Here is a 14795-nt window from a genome sequence, read left to right as displayed (position 1 = left end):
AAGCCCGTATCCCACACGAAATCCAGCGGCAGTGGGCCGCACCGGATCCCTGCCGAGGCCGCTCAGCCCTGGGTGAAGGCGCGTTCCATCGCTTGTTGCAGGTCGCGCCGCAGATCCTCCACAGCCTCCAGGCCGATCGAAAACCGCACCAGCGTGCCCGGCTTCAAATGGGCGGGCGGCCGACTGCGCATGCTGGCAATGTTGTAAGGGACGACCAGGCTCATGGGGCCGCCCCAGCTGTAGCCCAGTTTGAACAAGCGCAAGCCGTCGCAGAAGGCATCCACCTGCTGTTGCGTGTACCGGGCGTCGATCATCACGCTGAACAGGCCAGCTGCCTGCCCCTGCCCGCCGTGCGCAGCACCGCACAGGCCCTTCCAGTGTGCATGGCCGGGCGCGCCTTCCAGCGCGGGGTGCAGCACTTGCGCAATGGCGGGTTGCTGCTGACACCACCGCGCCAGGTGGCGGGCTGCGTCATCGTGGGCGCGATAGCGCAGTCCGATGCTGGGCAGCGCACGCAGCACGGCCTCGGCGTCGTTGGCTCCTACACCCAGTCCCAGCCGCATGTGCGTCAGCTTGATCTTCATGTGCAGGCCCGGGTCGCGCGTGATCACGCTGCCCATGAGCACGTCACCTCCACCGCTCGGATACTTGGTGAGCGCATGGGCCGAAATGTCCACCCCCAGGCTGCCGTCGCCGGTCAGGTCAAAGGGCGCAAACGCCAGGCCCGCGCCCCAGGTGTTGTCCAGCGCGCTTGTCACGCCCCTATCGCGGCAAATGCGCACCTGCTCGCACAGGTCCGGAAACTCCATGCTGACAGAGCCCGGCGCCTCCAGCCAAACCAGACGGGTGGCTGGCGTGATGCGGGCTGCCAGGTCGGCCGGATCCAACGGGTCGTAAAACACATGGGTGACCCCGAACCGGGCGAGTTCGCCATTGGCCAGATCCTTGCCGGGCCCGTAGGCGTTGTCGGGAATCAGCACCTCATCGCCCGGCTTGAGGAGCGCCAACCCCACGTTGGCAATCGCCGCCAAGCCACTGGGCACCAGCACACACTGCAGACCGCCCTCCAGCGCACACAGGCGCTCTTCGAGGATGAAGGTCGTGGGCGTACCGTGCAGCCCGTAGGTGTAGCCGCTTTTGTCTTTCCACTCGCGCGAGCGCATGGCCGCAACGCTGGGAAAGATGACGGTGGAGGCCTTGAAAACCCCCGGTTGGGGGGCTACAAACCCGGCGGGAGGCTGGTAGTCGTGGTGGACGATATGGGTGGCAAGATCAATGTCGTGGTCTTTCATGCCAGCCATGGTAGCGCGCCGCCCGGAGTGACCCGGGCGGCGCTTAGATCGATTGGCGATCACACCGCAGGGCTTGGGATGCATGCACCACAAGCCCTGCAGGTTGGCATTAACCAGCCGTCACGATCAGCTGGTTGTTCACCGAGGTCACGCCACTCACGCCCTTGGCGATGGTCTCGGCGCGTTCACGGGCCACCGTAGAGGGTGCGGGCCCGTTCAGCGTGACCTTGCCGTTGACAGTGTCTACGTTGATCTTGACGGCGCTCAGGTCGGGGTCCTTGGCCAGGCCCGCGCTCACCTGGGCGGTGATGGTGGCATCGTCGATGACGCCCTTGGCGGAGTTGGCTGCCTGCTTGGCCGTGGCTTCCGCATTGGCCGCGCCCTGCTCCATCTTGGCCTCTGCGTTCTGCATCGCGCCCTCGGCCTTCACACGGGCGTCAGCTGCGGCTTGTTCGGTCTTTTCGACGGCAGAGTCCAGTCGCTGGCCCACGGTGGGCTCTTCGGTCTTGTTGCAGGCGGCCAGGCCCAGGGCCAGGGCACTCACGGCCAGAATGCTCGCAACGCGATGGGCGGGACGGTCGATCAGATTCTTGGGGTTCATGCAATGACTCCTTGCGGTTGAAACATGGCCTCACTGTAGGCAGCGGGCCGCGGCTTGCGGGTCGGACATCGCCGAAGTGCTTGTAGGACGGCAACGCCAGCCGCGCATCGGCCGCAGTCCCTGCGGAGCGGGTGACAATCGGGGCATGACCGTGTCTTCGCTCGCCCGTTGGCTTCCTTTTTTGAAATGGCCCCGCCCTGACCGACAACTGCTCAAAGGGGAGTTCTGGGCGGGCATGACGGTGGGGCTGATGCTGGTGCCGCAGGGTGTGGCCTATGCGGCGCTGGCGGGCATGCCGCTGGTCACGGGCATTTACGCATCGCTGATTCCGGCATTGGTCGCCGTGCTGTTCAGTTCATCCACGCGGCTGGGGGTGGGGCCCACAGCGCTCACCAGTTTGCTGATCGGCGCCTCGCTCACCGGCCTGGCCGAGCCAGGCAGTGCGCAGTGGGTGGCCCTGGCGGCATGGATGGCCCTGCTGTCGGGTCTGCTGCAGATGGTGATGGGCATGGCGCGCTTTGGCTGGTTGCTCAACCTCGTGACCTCACCCGTACTCAATGGTTTTACGCAGGCGGCGGCCCTGCTGATCCTGGGGTCGCAGTTGGGGGCACTGACCGGGTTGCGGGCTGCCGACTGGGGCGCCCTGCTGTCCACGCCATCACTGGGGCTGTTCGACCTGACTGCAGCGGGCTTCGGCCTGGGCAGTCTCGCTGTGCTGATGCTGGCGCGCCGCTTGTTGCCCCAGTTCCCGGCGGCCATTGTGGTGGTGGGTGCTGCGGGTGCTCTGAGCTGGGCCCTGGGTTATGCCGATGCAGGTGGCGCAGTGGTGGGCGCCTTGCCATCGGGCTTGCCAGCGCCCTATTGGCCCGGCGCCCTGCCCTGGTCCAGTTTCAGTGCATTGGTCATGCCCGTGCTGGTGGTGACGCTGGTGAGCTTTCTGGAGACGGCATCGAGCGCCAAGGTGGAAAGCCAGCGCTCCAAGGAGCAGTGGAACGAAAACCAGGACCTGATTGGCCAGGGCCTGGCCAAGATCAGCAGTGGCCTGTGCGGCAGTTTTGCCACGAGTGCGTCGTTTTCACGCTCGGCCATCAACCTCTACGCCGGTGCCAAGACGGGCTGGGCCACACTGTTTGCGATCAGCCTGGTGCTGGTCGTGCTGCTGTGGTTGACGCCCGCGCTGTACCACGTGCCGCAGTCGGTGCTGGCGGCGGTCGTGGTCACGGCCGTCACCAGCCTCATCAAACCGGGCACCCTGATGAGGCTGTGGCGGGTGTCGCGGGTAGAGGCAGTGATCGGTGGCGTCACCTTTGCCCTGACCCTGGCCACGGCGCCGCGCATGTACTGGGGCGTGCTGGTGGGCTTGCTGATGAATCTGAGCCACTTTCTCTACCAGCGACTGCACCCGCGCATCATTGAAGTGGGCCTGCACCCTGATGGGAGCCTGCGCGACCGGCACCTGTGGCACTTGCCGCCACTGGCACCCCGGCTGCTGGCGCTGCGCATGGACGCGGAGCTGGACTTTGCCTCTGCCAGCGCTCTGGAGCGGCGCGTGACCGAACACCTGGCCGCCCACCCCGAGGTGCTGCACCTGTGTCTGCTGGCGCAGCCCATCAACCGCATCGATGTGACCGGCGTGGAAACCTTCGCCCAGTTGCTGGCGCAAATGGAACTGCGGGGTGGGACATTGCATCTGAGCGGACTGAAGCTGCCGGCAGAGCAGGTCCTGCGGCAGGCGGGGTTGCTGAAGCTGGGCCCTGGGCTGGCCATGTACCGCACCGATGCCGAGGCGCTGGTGGCGCTGCAGCAGCTTCCCGAGTCCGTCGTGGCCCGTGCGTAGACCGGGTTTCACCTACGCCGCGCCGGCCTTGCGTTGGCCCTGTTCTTGCTGGCGCGCTGGTACACTTGCCTAACTCTCATTGTTCCAATTTGTGTCTGACTCTGCGGCCTCTCATCTGGTAGATCTGCGCGACCTTCGCCTGGATACTGCTCACGCTCTGGTGGCTCAGGCCGGCGGCAGCGAGGCAGCACTGCACCGCGAGGTGCCTTCCCTGTACCTGCAGGGTCTCATCGATGGCCTGTGCGAGCTGTCGCTCAAAGACCCGCTCACCGGCCTGGCCAACCGCAGACATTTCCGCGCGGTGCTCGAGCGCGAGATCGACCGTGTCACACGCTCAGGCGAGGCGGCCCTGCTGCTGATGCTGGACATCGACCATTTCAAGAAGGTGAACGACACCCACGGCCACCTGGCTGGTGACGTGGTGTTGCAGTCGGTGGCCCGCACGCTCAGTGCTTGCGTGCGCCCCATGGACACCTTGGCCCGCTACGGCGGTGAAGAATTTGCCGTGGTGCTGCCGGCCTGCCAGGCTGCCTTTGGCCGCGTGGTGGCAGAACGCATCCGGCGCGCAGTGGCCAACACGCCCATCCGCATTTCCCCCACGGTGGAGCTGAACGTCACCGTGAGCATCGGCGGCGCGTTTGCCATGCAGTGGATCCGCTCCACCACCCTGCTGTGGACCGACCGGGCCGACCACCAGCTCTACCAGGCCAAGGCGTCGGGCCGCAACCGCGTCAGCATCGAGGAACAACCCGACAGCACCGTCAGTGCCGAAGAGAAAAGCCTGTTGTTTGGCCCGCTCTACACCCCTTCGGGTTGGGGCGACCTGCCTCCACTGGACCCCAACCCAACAGGCAGCGCCTACTGAAAGTTAGATGATGAGCGACGCGCTGTCCCCCCAACCCACAACGCCTGCAGCCCCTGCAGGCCCTGCCGCCCCCCTGGCCTCTGCCGCTCCTGGCGCCCGCATCATTGCGGTGACCAGCGGCAAAGGTGGTGTGGGCAAGACTTTCGTATCGGCCAACCTGGCCGCCGCCCTAACCCGCCGAGGCCAGCGCGTGCTGGTGCTCGACGCCGACCTGGGCCTGGCCAACCTGGACGTGGTGCTGAACCTGCACCCCAAGATCACCCTGCACGACGTGTTCACCGGCAAGGCCGCACTGGACGACGCCGTGATCGCCGCGCCCGGTGGCTTTGACGTGCTGCTGGCCGGTTCGGGCATGGTGGAGTATTCGCGCCTCACGCCCGAAGTGCGCAACCAGTTCCTGAACGTGATCCAGGCGCTCACGCCGCGCTACGACGTGGTGCTGCTCGATACCGGCGCCGGTATCTCCGACGTGGTGCTGTTCTCGGTGTCCCTGGCCTCCGAGGTGCTGATCGTGGCCACGCCCGAGCCTACTTCGCTCACCGACGCCTACGCTGCCATCAAGGTGCTGGCCATGCAGCAAAAACGCCAGCATGTGCGCATGGTCATCAACCAGGCGGCGCGTCCGGGCGACGGCCGCGCCATCACCAGCCAGCTGCAGCAGGTGCTCGACCGCTTTGTGAGCACCGAATCCGGTCGCCCCATGCGGCTGATCCACATGGGCGACATCCCGGCCGACCCCTCGGTGCGCGACGCCGTGATGCGCCGCCAGCTGCTGCTGTTGCAGACCCCCGGCTGCCCGGCGGCACTGGCCATTGCCCAGCTGGCCAACAAGATCGAGTCCACGCTGCTTTCGCCTGCGGCCTGACCCGAATACGCCGAGCGGCGCATGAGGCGCAGCCCGGCCACTGTGACCCACAGGCCCGCCAGCGGGCCTTTGTGCATTTTTACTGCCGTGAACACTACCGACACCGTCCTCAACATCTCCTGCTACAAGTTCGTGCCGCTGCCCGATGCCGCCGCGCTGCGCGATGTGCTGCATGAGCGTGCAGTGGCCGCCCATCTCAAGGGCACCATCCTGCTGGCCGAAGAGGGCATCAACTTCTTTCTGGCGGGCCCGGCCGAAGCCGTGCGGGGTTTTGTGGTTCAGCTGCGTACCGACGAACGCTTTGCCGATCTGGAACCGAAGGAAAGCTGGTCGGCCACGGTGCCGTTTCGCAAGATGCTGGTCAAGGTCAAGCGCGAGATCATCCGCATGGACCACCCCACCATCCGCCCCGCCGCAGGCCGTGCGCCTTCGGTAGACCCGGCCACGCTGCGCCGCTGGCTGGACCAAGGCCATGACGACGACGGCCGCGAAGTGGTCACGCTCGACACCCGCAATGCTTTTGAGGTGGACGCAGGCACGTTCGACAACGCCATCGACTGGCGCATCGACAAGTTCACCGAGTTTCCCCCTGCGCTGCGCGCGCACAAAAGCGAACTGCAGGACAAAACGGTGGTGAGCTTCTGCACCGGCGGCATCCGCTGCGAAAAAGCCGCCATCCTCATGCGCGAGGAAGGCCTGCCCCATGTCTACCAGCTGGAGGGTGGCATCCTGAAATACTTTGAGCTGACAGACGGCGCGCACTACCACGGCGGGTGTTTTGTGTTTGACGAGCGCCGCGTGCTGGACACCGGGCTCGCCATCGACACGCCTACAGCGGCTGCAGCCGCTACAGAAGGCGCTATCAAATAATGAGCTGCCAGCGTTTTATGTACTGGCGCTACAGCCCATTTTTATCTACATATCACACTTTGATCACGCCTTGAAGCGGTGTTCCGGCAGGGGTATCCACTCCACCTCGCCCGGCACCTGGCCCATGGCCTGGGCCTCCCAGTCGCTGGCGGCCTGCACGATGCGGTCCTTGCGGCTGGAGACAAAGTTCCACCACATGTGGCGTGGCGCATCCAGCGGCTCGCCGCCAATCACCATCAGGCGCACGGCGCTCTCGCCCGCCGTCAGGCGCAGGGGCCGGCCGGGTTCCGCCACGGCCAGGATGTGCGCCTGCACCTCATCGCCGTTCAGCGACACGGGTGCATCCACGGTGTACACCGCCAGCTCGGGCACCAGCGCCGGAATCTCTAGCGTGGCCCCGGCAGGCAACTGAATGTCCAGGTACAAGGTGCGCGAATACGTGGCCACCGGGGAGGTCTGACCAAAGGCCTCGCCGATCAACACCCGCACGGTGGCGCCATCCACCAGCAGCTCCGGAATGGCCGCCGCAGGCGTGTGTACAAACGAGGGGTCGGCTTCCTCGTGCGCGGCCGGCAACGCAGCCCAAAGCTGGATGCCATGGTTCACATAAGCCTGGTTCGCAAGGCTCTCCGGGCGGCGCTCGGAGTGCACGATGCCGCGCCCCGCCGTCATCCAGTTGATGGCGCCGGGCTCGATCTGCTGCACGTAGCCCAGGCTGTCGCGGTGCATGATGGCGCCAGAGAACAAGTAGGTCACCGTCGCCAGGCCAATGTGCGGATGGGGCCGCACATCGTGGCTGTCGCCCGGTGCCACCGTCACCGGACCGAAGTGGTCGAAAAACAGGAAAGGCCCCACCGCCTTGCGCTGCACAGCGGGCAGCAGGCGGCGCACGGTGAAACCGCCGCCCAGATCCTTGGCATGGCCCGTGAGGGGTAGAAAGCTGGGGGTATCGCTCATGATGCACGCTCCAACGAAGTGCTGATCTCGGTCGTCACCGTGGTCATCAGCTTGTGCACAGGGCATTTCTGCGCCACGGTTTCCAGCTCGGCGATCTGGGCATCGGTGAGATCACCGCTGACCTGCAGCCGGGTCGCGAGGCGGTAGACCCCCGTGCGTTCGGCCGATGCGTCGCGCTCGACCACGGTCTGCACATCTTCCACCGGCAGGCCCTTGCGGCGTGCGTACCACAACACCGTGAGCGCCTTGCAGGCCCCCAAGGCAGCGTCATACAGGTCGTGCGGGCTGGGGCCGCTGTCAGCGCCGCCCTCCTCCACACTGCCATCGGCCACGAGGTCGTGCGCGCGGATATGCACGGTCTGGGCCATGGGCGCGCCGGGGACGCGCCGCAATTCAACTGCCATGGGGTGTTCTCCTGGTTGTATTGGGGCGCGCCACTGTAGCGCCAAACAGGGGCTTCGCCTTAACGGGCGAGCCGGCGGGCCACGTCAGCCACGCGCTGGCCGAACTGCTTGCCCGTTTCCAGGTCGCCAGGGAACATCTCGGCGGCCGAGGCGTCGGACGGCGACTGGGACATGGCGCCGCTGAACGAGCCGATCCAGTTCACATCGTTGCGCGTGGCCGCCTTAGAGTTGGCGGGCATCATGCCGTTGCCCACCCAGATGCCGCCGTGCTGCATGGCCAGGTGGAACATGTAGTCCAGCGTGATCTGCTTGTCGCCATTGGTGCTGGCGCTGTTGGTGAAGCCCGCGAACAGCTTGTCCTTCCAGGCCTGGCTAAACCAGGGCTTGGAAGATGCGTCGGCAAACTTCTTGAACTGCCAGCTGGGGCCCGCCATGTAGGTCGGCGAGCCAAAGATGATGGCGCTGGCAGCGGCCAGCGTTTCCCAGCCGCCTTCGGGCAGGTTGCCCTCTGCATCAATAGCGACCAGCTGGGCGCCGGCACCTTCCGCCACAGACTGCGCCAGGCGCTGCGTGTGACCATAACCCGAGTGGTAAACAACTGCGATGTGTGCCATGAGATAACTCCTGTTGAAACGATGAGGGAACGAGACCAGGGGAAAGAACCAAAAGAACTACCAACAGAACGACAACCAACGACGAGATTGAATGCCAGAACCTGCACCCCTGCGGATTGCAGGCCCTTTCTATTCCAACCGGATCAGCGGTCCGAGCGGCGTGCGTCCAGGCTCCAGGCGCCGGCGCCAAACGCTGCCAGGGCCAGCAGGCCGCCGGTCACGCCCACGTTCTTGAAGAACATGAGCTGCTGCATCATTTGCTTGTCTGCGGGCAGGTTCCAGTAGGCATGAAAGAAGAAGCTGGCCACCAGCGTGAAGAAGGCCAACGCCAGTGCGGCAAACCGGGTGCCCACGCCAAAGATCAGCGCCAGGCTGCCCAGCACTTCGACCGCCGCCGCAACCGCTGCCGCCACCGTGGGCATGGGCAGGCCCACCGAGGTGATGTAGCCCACGGTGCCGGCAAAGCCGGTCAGTTTGCTGATGCCCGCAGGCAGGAACAGGGCGGCCAGCAGCAGGCGCGATGCCAGGGCCAGAGGGTTTTGCAGGGATGTGAACATGGTGAAGAACTCCTGAGTGAAAGTGGTTACGAGGTAAAGATCAGGCGGCCAGGTCAAACACCAGCACCTCGGCGTCGTGGCCATCGGTCAACGACAAGGTGGTTTCCTTTTCCATCAGCAGCGCATCGCCGCCCGACAGGGCCTGGCCGTTGGCGCTCAGCGCGCCACGCACCAGGTGCACATAGGTCTTGCGGGCGGGGTTCAGCGCCAGGGTGGCGGACTCGTCACCATTCAGCAAGCCCGCATACAAGGCTGCGTCAGCATGGATCTTCACCGAGCCCTGGGCGCCGTCGGGCGATGCCACCAGGCGCAGGGCGCCGCGCTTTTCCGACTCGGCAAAGGTCTTTTGCTCGTAGCTGGGCGGGATGCCGCGCACGTTCGGCTCGATCCATATCTGCAGAAAATGCGTGGTCTGGCCAGCAGCGTGGTTGAACTCGCTGTGCTGCACGCCGGTGCCTGCGCTCATGCGCTGCACGTCACCGGGCGGGATGCCCTTGACGTTGCCCATGCTGTCCTTATGGGCCAGCTCGCCCGACAGCACGTAGCTGATGATTTCCATATCGCGGTGGCCATGGGTGCCAAACCCGGTGCCCGGCGCAATGCGGTCTTCGTTGATGACCCGCAGGTTGCCAAAGCCCATGTGGGCAGGGTCGTAGTACCCAGCAAACGAGAAGCTGTGGAAGGAATTGAGCCAGCCATGGTCGGCGTGGCCCCGGTCTTGCGATTTACGAACAGTCAGCATGTGAGTGCTCCTTTCAAGACTCGACTGTAGGACCGCAGCCACCTCTGCGGGCACAGACGGATTGATGGCACTGTTCAAATAATCTGAATTAACATGGCGTCACCATGCAAAACGCCCGCGATGTCCTCACCCCCGATGCGCTGACCATGCTGCAGGTGATTGCCGAGGCTGGCAGCTTTGCCGCCGCCGCACGGCAACTGGGCCTGGTGCCCAGCGCCCTCACCTACCGCGTGCGCCAGATCGAAGACGCACTGGACGTGCTGCTGTTCGACCGCAGCGCACGCCAGGCCCGCCCCACTGAGGCCGGGGTGGAGCTGCTGCGCGAAGGCGCGCGCCTGCTGCAAGACATCGACGCCGTGGCCCACCGCGTGCGCCGCGTGGCCACGGGCTGGGAGCCGCAGCTCACCCTGTCGGTGGACGGCATCATTTCGCCCCACACCCTGCTGGAGCTGGTGGACGCGTTCTACGCCATGAAGCCCCCGACGCGGCTGAAGCTGCGCGACGGCATCATGACCGGCACGCTGGAGGCACTGACCTCCGGCCGCGCAGACCTGGCCATTGGCGTCTCGGTGGCCAGCAACAACGTGGCCGGCCTGCAGCAAGGGCTGCTGGGCGATGTGCTCTTCATCTACGTGGTGGCGCCCCATCACCCGCTGGCCACCGCGCCCGAGCCGATCTCCGACGCCACGCTGCTGGAGCACCGCGCCGTGGCCGTGGCCGACTCGGCCACCCGTGGCGGCGCCACCATGGGCCTGCTGGGCGGGCAGGATGTGCTGACGGTGGACACCATGCAGGCCAAGGTGCGCGTGCAGTTGCGCGGCCTGGGCGGAGGCTTTCTGCCCGAACCCATGGTGCGCCCCTACCTGGAAGCCGGGCGCCTGGTGGCGCGCCGCGTGGCCCGACCCGAACGCAACGTGCGCGTGCACTACGCCTGGGGTGGTCCCGGGTTCACCGCACCCGGCCGCGCGCTGCAGTGGTGGCTGAACCAGCTGCAAAGTCCCGCCACACGCCGCGCTCTGCTGGAAAACCACCATCATTTGTGACCCTGATCAAGTGCGCACAGGCCGGCACCGCGTGTAGAGTGGTTCCTGTTGGTTCTGCATCGCATTTCTTTTGCCGACCGTCACCGAAAGGCCTCCCATGAGCAAACCTGATCCTCTCCCCGCCAAACGGCTCCGACGCACCAGCGCCCCGATCCCTGCGGCCTCCGCAGCGCCCGCCACCCCAGTCACCCCCTCCGGCAAACCGCAGCGCCACTTCGCCATCATCGGCGCAGGCATGGCGGGCATTGCCTGCGCCCGCACCCTGGTCCAGGCCGGCCACCGGGTGACGGTGTTCGAAAAATCCCATCAGGCCGGTGGCCGCACCGCCACCATCGACAGCCCCTTTGGCAACTTTGATGCCGGCGCCCAATATTTCACCGTGCGCGACCCGCGTTTTGCCCGCGCCATCGACACCGTGCCCGGCATCTGCAAGCGCTGGAGCGCCAATTCGGTCCAGGTACTGGACGCTGCAGGCCGCGTAGCCGCCGTGGGCCTGCCCCACCGCGAGGCCCATTGGGTGGCCAGCCCGGGCATGCAGTCGCTGGTCACCACCTGGGCCGACCCCCTGGTTCAGGCAGGCCAGCTCATCACCCACACCCGCGTCACCCGCATCGAACCCGACGCCGTGAACGCACCAGGCTGGCAATTGCGCACCGAAGGCGCAGGCGGCGAGCAACATGTGTACGCAGGCTTCGATGCCGTGCTGCTGGCCCAGCCCTCCGTGCCTGCGCAGGCCCTGATTTCCGGCTCCGGACTCGACTCCCCACTGGCCGACGCCATGTCCAAGGTGGCCATTGCCCCCTGCTGGACCCTGATGCTGGCCTACCCCCAGGCCGTGCGCCCGGGCCTGACCACACTGGGCCCGCAATGGAACGCCGCGCGCAGCACCCACCACCGCATTGCTTGGCTGGCGCGCGAGTCGTCCAAGCCGGGTCGCAATGTGGTGGAGCGCTGGACGGTGCAGGCCAGCCCCGCCTGGTCGGCAGAACACCTCGAAGACGACGAAGCCCGCGTGCAGGCCAAGCTGCTCAAGGCATTTGCCGAGGTCACCGGCATCCGGGCCGAGCCCGCGCATGCCGACACCCGCCGCTGGCGCTATGCGCAGACCACCCACCCGCTGGGCAAGAGCCACCTGTGGGACGCCAAGGCCGGCCTGGGTGCGTGCGGAGACTGGTGCCTGGGGCACCGGCTGGAAGATGCCTTTGTGTCGGGCCTGGAACTGGCACTTGCCGTGGCATGACGGGGGGCGTGGGCGCAACGCCGCACGACAAGGGCAGCCCCGCAGTACGCGTTGAGGGGCGCTATGTGGGGCGGTTTGCCCCCTCTCCCACGGGCCCGCTGCATGCGGGCTCTCTGGTGGCCGCGCTGGCCAGCTGGCTGGACGCACGCGCACACAACGGCCGGTGGCTGGTACGCATGGAAGATGTGGACCAGCCCCGCTGCGTGCCGGGGGCTGACACCTTCATCCTGCAGCAGCTCGCCGCCTGTGGCCTGCACCCCGATGCCCCGCCCCAGTGGCAGTCTGCGCGCAGCGGGCTGTACCAGCATGCACTGGATCAGCTGGTGGCGCAGGGCGATGCCTATCCCTGCGCCTGTTCACGCAAGGACGTCGAAGACGCCCATGCCGCGCAGGGCCATGCGCGTGAACGCCATGCCGCACTGCCCTACCCCGGGACCTGCCGCCATGGGCTGCATGGCCGCACGGGGCGTTCCTGGCGCTTCAATGTGACAGACTTCAAGCCAAAACAGCCGATAGCGCTAGTGGATCATGCCTGGAGTGCTACATATTCAATAGCGGACGGGCTGCTGCAGTGGCACGACCGCCGCCTGGGCCGCCAGCAGCAACAGGTTGCGACCGCTGTGGGCGACTTTGTGCTGCGCCGCGCAGACGGACTGTGGGCCTATCAGCTGGCCGTGGTGGTGGACGACGCCGAGCAGGGCATCACCGATGTGGTCCGGGGCGAGGACCTGGCCGACAACACGCCCCGCCAGATCCTGCTGCAGCAGGCCCTGGGGGTGCCCACACCGCGCTACCTGCACACCCCCCTGGTGTGCGGGGATAACGGCGAAAAACTCTCCAAACAAAACGGCGCGCAGGCGCTGAAACTGCAGAACCCGTTGATGGCCCTGTCCCAAGCCGCGCTGGCACTCGGCCTGCCCGCTGTGGCAAATCTGCACAACATTTGCATACCCGACGCACTGGCACAGTGGGTGGCGGCGTGGCGACGAAACTACAATGGCCCACCGTGACCGAATTGACCACAGCTTCCGCCCCCGCCAGTGCTGCGCCTGCCGCAGCCGCCGCCCCCACAGCGCCCGCCGTACAGGGCTCTGCCCCCGCCGGTGTGACCCACCCCAAAACCATCAAGAGCTTTGTGCGCCGCGCCGGCCGCACCACCACGGGCCAGGCCAAGGCCTTTGAGGACTTCGGCCCGCGTTTTGTGCTGCCCTACACCCCCGCCCCGCTGGACGCCACCGCCGCCTTTGGCCGCAGCGCACCGCTGGTGCTGGAGATCGGCTTTGGCATGGGCGAGGCCACGGCCCATATCGCCCGCGTGCGGCCTGATGACAACTTCCTGTGCTGCGAGGTGCATGAGCCCGGCGTGGGTGCCCTGCTCAAGCGCATCGGCGAGCAAGAGCTGACCAACATCCGCATCCTGCAGCACGACGCTGTGGAGGTGATCGACCACATGCTGCCGCCCGGCGTTCTTGACGGTGTGCACATCTTCTTCCCCGACCCCTGGCACAAGAAAAAGCACAACAAGCGCCGCCTGATCCAGCCCCCGCTGGTTGCCAAGCTGGCTGCACGCCTCAAGCCCGGAGGCTACCTGCATTGCGCCACCGACTGGCAGCCCTACGCCGAGCAAATGCTGCAGGTGCTGAGCGCCGAACCCCTGCTGCAAAACACCGCAGACGGCTTTGCACCGCAACCCGACTACCGCCCGCTGACCAAATTCGAAAATCGTGGCCTGCGACTGGGCCATGGGGTGTGGGACGTGGTGTTTGTGCGCCGTAACTGACCCCACGACATGCCCCGATCGGCCCGCACCACACCGCCTATGAAACCCATCCTGCAAAACCTGGTGGAGATGACTGGCCACCGCGACCACTTGCGGCTGGAGGTATCGGTGCTGTCCACGCTGCAAAAGCTCAGCAGCATCATCGAGGTGCGGGCCCTGGAGCTGTTCACGGACGGTGGTGTGCCCCATGTGCGCCCCCGCACCTGGGTGGACAGCGGCCAGCTCGTGTCCACCGACTCCGAAGCCGCCGCCGACCCCCGCCGCGAGCCGCTGGACCAATACCCCGCGCTGCGGGACTGCGTGGACAGCCATGGCGAAAGCGCGCTGGCCTCGCCCCGCCGGGGCCGCCATGTGTTGTGGCTGCCGGTGTGGATGCACGACAAGGTCAGCACCTGCCTGGAGATCACGCAGTCGCGCCCGTTCTCGGCCCACAAGCTCGACGTGCTCATGGGCGTGTTTCAGGTGTACCAGAACTACCAGAGCCTGCTCGACTACAGCGAGCGTGATGCGCTCACCGGCCTGTTCAACCGCAAGACGTTTGACGAGCAGTTCTCCCGCTACACCATGAGCGGGCTGGCCAGCCGGACGGGCGCCGTTACCGAGTCCTTTGCGGCCGAGGAAACCGCAGTGGCCAGCGACAACGAACCCGTGCAGCAATGGCTGGCGGTGGTGGACATCGACCACTTCAAGCAGGTCAACGACCGGTTCGGCCACCTGTATGGCGACGAGGTGCTGATCCTGATCGCCAACATCCTGCGCAGCTCTTTCCGCAGCCATGACCGCATCTTCCGCTTTGGCGGCGAAGAGTTTGTGGTGCTGCTGCGCTCCACCACACTGAGCACCGCCCACAAGGTGTTCAACCGCTTCCGGCTGGCCGTGCAGGAGTACCACTTCCCGCAGGTGGGCCAGGTCACGGTGAGCCTGGGCTTTGTGAGCACCACGCGCGGCTCGCCCGTAGAGATTCTGGGCCAGGCCGACCAAGCGCTTTACTACGCCAAGGAACATGGCCGCAACCAGGTCTGCTTCTATGACGATCTGGTGGCCAGCGGTCAACTGGCGACCAAGGTCGCCAACGACGACGTCGAGCTGTTCTGACCGGGCCGGGCCCCATGGGCATATGGTCTGCTG

16 protein-coding genes are annotated in these 14795 nt (G+C 66.1%); 9 read left to right on the top strand and 7 right to left on the bottom strand.

What is annotated here, in order from left to right:
- Positions 1-62: 62 nt before the first annotated feature.
- Positions 63-1301, bottom strand: a complete 1239-nt coding sequence (locus C8C96_RS15085; protein WP_121942807.1) for a PLP-dependent transferase — start codon at positions 1299-1301, stop codon at positions 63-65.
- 100 nt (positions 1302-1401) lie between these two features.
- A complete protein-coding gene (locus tag C8C96_RS15080) occupies positions 1402-1893 on the bottom strand; it encodes a BON domain-containing protein (protein WP_121942806.1) in 492 nt (163 codons plus the stop codon).
- Positions 1894-2038: 145 nt separating this feature from the next.
- Here C8C96_RS15080 and C8C96_RS15075 point away from each other — a divergent pair, with 145 nt between their 5' ends.
- The 4 genes from C8C96_RS15075 (at position 2039) to C8C96_RS15060 (ending at position 6330) form a co-directional block, all read left to right on the top strand.
- Positions 2039-3730 (top strand): SulP family inorganic anion transporter, encoded by a 1692-nt coding sequence (locus C8C96_RS15075; protein WP_121942805.1) that lies wholly within the window; start codon positions 2039-2041, stop codon positions 3728-3730.
- A gap of 91 nt (positions 3731-3821) precedes the next feature.
- Positions 3822-4595, top strand: coding sequence for a GGDEF domain-containing protein (locus C8C96_RS15070; protein ID WP_056065041.1), 774 nt, complete (start codon positions 3822-3824; stop codon positions 4593-4595).
- Positions 4596-4605: 10 nt separating this feature from the next.
- Positions 4606-5460 carry a MinD/ParA family protein gene (locus C8C96_RS15065; RefSeq protein ID WP_056065043.1) on the top strand — a complete coding sequence of 285 codons (855 nt, stop codon included), beginning with the start codon at positions 4606-4608 and terminating at the stop codon, positions 5458-5460.
- Between the two features lie 87 nt (positions 5461-5547).
- Entirely contained in the window at positions 5548-6330 is a 783-nt protein-coding gene (locus C8C96_RS15060) for a sulfurtransferase (RefSeq protein WP_121944035.1), read from the top strand.
- A gap of 63 nt (positions 6331-6393) precedes the next feature.
- Here C8C96_RS15060 and C8C96_RS15055 read toward each other — a convergent pair whose 3' ends face one another.
- The 5 genes from C8C96_RS15055 to C8C96_RS15035 form a co-directional block, all read right to left on the bottom strand.
- A complete protein-coding gene (locus tag C8C96_RS15055; RefSeq protein WP_121942804.1) occupies positions 6394-7287 on the bottom strand; it encodes a pirin family protein in 894 nt (297 codons plus the stop codon).
- The gene (locus C8C96_RS15050) at positions 7284-7691 is read right to left on the bottom strand and encodes an OsmC family protein (RefSeq protein ID WP_099730380.1); all 408 of its coding nucleotides are present in this window, start codon (positions 7689-7691) and stop codon (positions 7284-7286) included. The genes C8C96_RS15055 and C8C96_RS15050 overlap by 4 nt, the downstream gene beginning before the upstream one ends.
- Positions 7692-7750: 59 nt before the next feature.
- Positions 7751-8305, bottom strand: coding sequence for a flavodoxin family protein (locus tag C8C96_RS15045; protein ID WP_099730381.1), 555 nt, complete (start codon positions 8303-8305; stop codon positions 7751-7753).
- Positions 8306-8448: 143 nt separating this feature from the next.
- Entirely contained in the window at positions 8449-8862 is a 414-nt protein-coding gene (locus tag C8C96_RS15040; protein WP_056744599.1) for a DoxX family protein, read from the bottom strand.
- Positions 8863-8902: 40 nt separating this feature from the next.
- Entirely contained in the window at positions 8903-9604 is a 702-nt protein-coding gene (locus C8C96_RS15035; protein ID WP_108497528.1) for a pirin family protein, read from the bottom strand.
- A gap of 104 nt (positions 9605-9708) precedes the next feature.
- On the opposite strand from C8C96_RS15035, the gene C8C96_RS15030 reads away from it, so the two are divergent.
- The 5 genes from C8C96_RS15030 (at position 9709) to C8C96_RS15010 (ending at position 14762) form a co-directional block, all read left to right on the top strand.
- Positions 9709-10647: a LysR family transcriptional regulator gene (locus C8C96_RS15030; RefSeq protein WP_056744595.1), complete on the top strand. Its 939-nt coding sequence runs from the start codon at positions 9709-9711 to the stop codon at positions 10645-10647.
- A gap of 235 nt (positions 10648-10882) precedes the next feature.
- Positions 10883-11887: an FAD-dependent oxidoreductase gene (locus tag C8C96_RS15025; protein ID WP_233584327.1), complete on the top strand. Its 1005-nt coding sequence runs from the start codon at positions 10883-10885 to the stop codon at positions 11885-11887.
- Positions 11884-12897, top strand: a complete 1014-nt coding sequence (gene gluQRS, locus C8C96_RS15020) for a tRNA glutamyl-Q(34) synthetase GluQRS (RefSeq protein ID WP_233584244.1) — start codon at positions 11884-11886, stop codon at positions 12895-12897. The genes C8C96_RS15025 and gluQRS overlap by 4 nt, the downstream gene beginning before the upstream one ends.
- Positions 12894-13667: a tRNA (guanosine(46)-N7)-methyltransferase TrmB gene (trmB, locus tag C8C96_RS15015; protein ID WP_121942802.1), complete on the top strand. Its 774-nt coding sequence runs from the start codon at positions 12894-12896 to the stop codon at positions 13665-13667. Before gluQRS ends, trmB begins: the two co-directional genes overlap by 4 nt.
- 39 nt (positions 13668-13706) lie before the next feature.
- The gene (locus C8C96_RS15010) at positions 13707-14762 is read left to right on the top strand and encodes a GGDEF domain-containing protein (RefSeq protein WP_056063179.1); all 1056 of its coding nucleotides are present in this window, start codon (positions 13707-13709) and stop codon (positions 14760-14762) included.
- The last annotated feature ends 33 nt before the right edge of the window (positions 14763-14795 follow it).

It is taken from the genome of Acidovorax sp. 100, from assembly GCF_003688355.1.
GTDB classification, from domain to species: domain Bacteria; phylum Pseudomonadota; class Gammaproteobacteria; order Burkholderiales; family Burkholderiaceae_C; genus Acidovorax; species Acidovorax delafieldii.
Note: the sequence above shows the minus strand (reverse complement) of the source record. Positions and strands in the feature narration are given on the sequence as shown.

Bases quoted from the DNA above. Each gene is read 5' to 3' on its own strand.
- C8C96_RS15080 (WP_121942806.1), bottom strand. From the start codon at position 1,893: ATGAACCCCAAGAATCTGATCGACCGTCCCGCCCATCGCGTTGCGAGC.
- C8C96_RS15055 (WP_121942804.1), bottom strand. From the start codon at position 7,287: ATGAGCGATACCCCCAGCTTTCTACCCCTCACGGGCCATGCCAAGGAT.
- C8C96_RS15065 (WP_056065043.1), top strand. From the start codon at position 4,606: ATGAGCGACGCGCTGTCCCCCCAACCCACAACGCCTGCAGCCCCTGCA.
- C8C96_RS15050 (WP_099730380.1), bottom strand. From the start codon at position 7,691: ATGGCAGTTGAATTGCGGCGCGTCCCCGGCGCGCCCATGGCCCAGACC.
- C8C96_RS15010 (WP_056063179.1), top strand. From the start codon at position 13,707: ATGAAACCCATCCTGCAAAACCTGGTGGAGATGACTGGCCACCGCGAC.
- C8C96_RS15035 (WP_108497528.1), bottom strand. From the start codon at position 9,604: ATGCTGACTGTTCGTAAATCGCAAGACCGGGGCCACGCCGACCATGGC.
- gluQRS (WP_233584244.1), top strand. From the start codon at position 11,884: ATGACGGGGGGCGTGGGCGCAACGCCGCACGACAAGGGCAGCCCCGCA.
- C8C96_RS15075 (WP_121942805.1), top strand. From the start codon at position 2,039: ATGACCGTGTCTTCGCTCGCCCGTTGGCTTCCTTTTTTGAAATGGCCC.
- C8C96_RS15085 (WP_121942807.1), bottom strand. From the start codon at position 1,301: ATGGCTGGCATGAAAGACCACGACATTGATCTTGCCACCCATATCGTC.
- C8C96_RS15025 (WP_233584327.1), top strand. From the start codon at position 10,883: ATGGCGGGCATTGCCTGCGCCCGCACCCTGGTCCAGGCCGGCCACCGG.
- C8C96_RS15030 (WP_056744595.1), top strand. From the start codon at position 9,709: ATGCAAAACGCCCGCGATGTCCTCACCCCCGATGCGCTGACCATGCTG.
- C8C96_RS15040 (WP_056744599.1), bottom strand. From the start codon at position 8,862: ATGTTCACATCCCTGCAAAACCCTCTGGCCCTGGCATCGCGCCTGCTG.
- C8C96_RS15045 (WP_099730381.1), bottom strand. From the start codon at position 8,305: ATGGCACACATCGCAGTTGTTTACCACTCGGGTTATGGTCACACGCAG.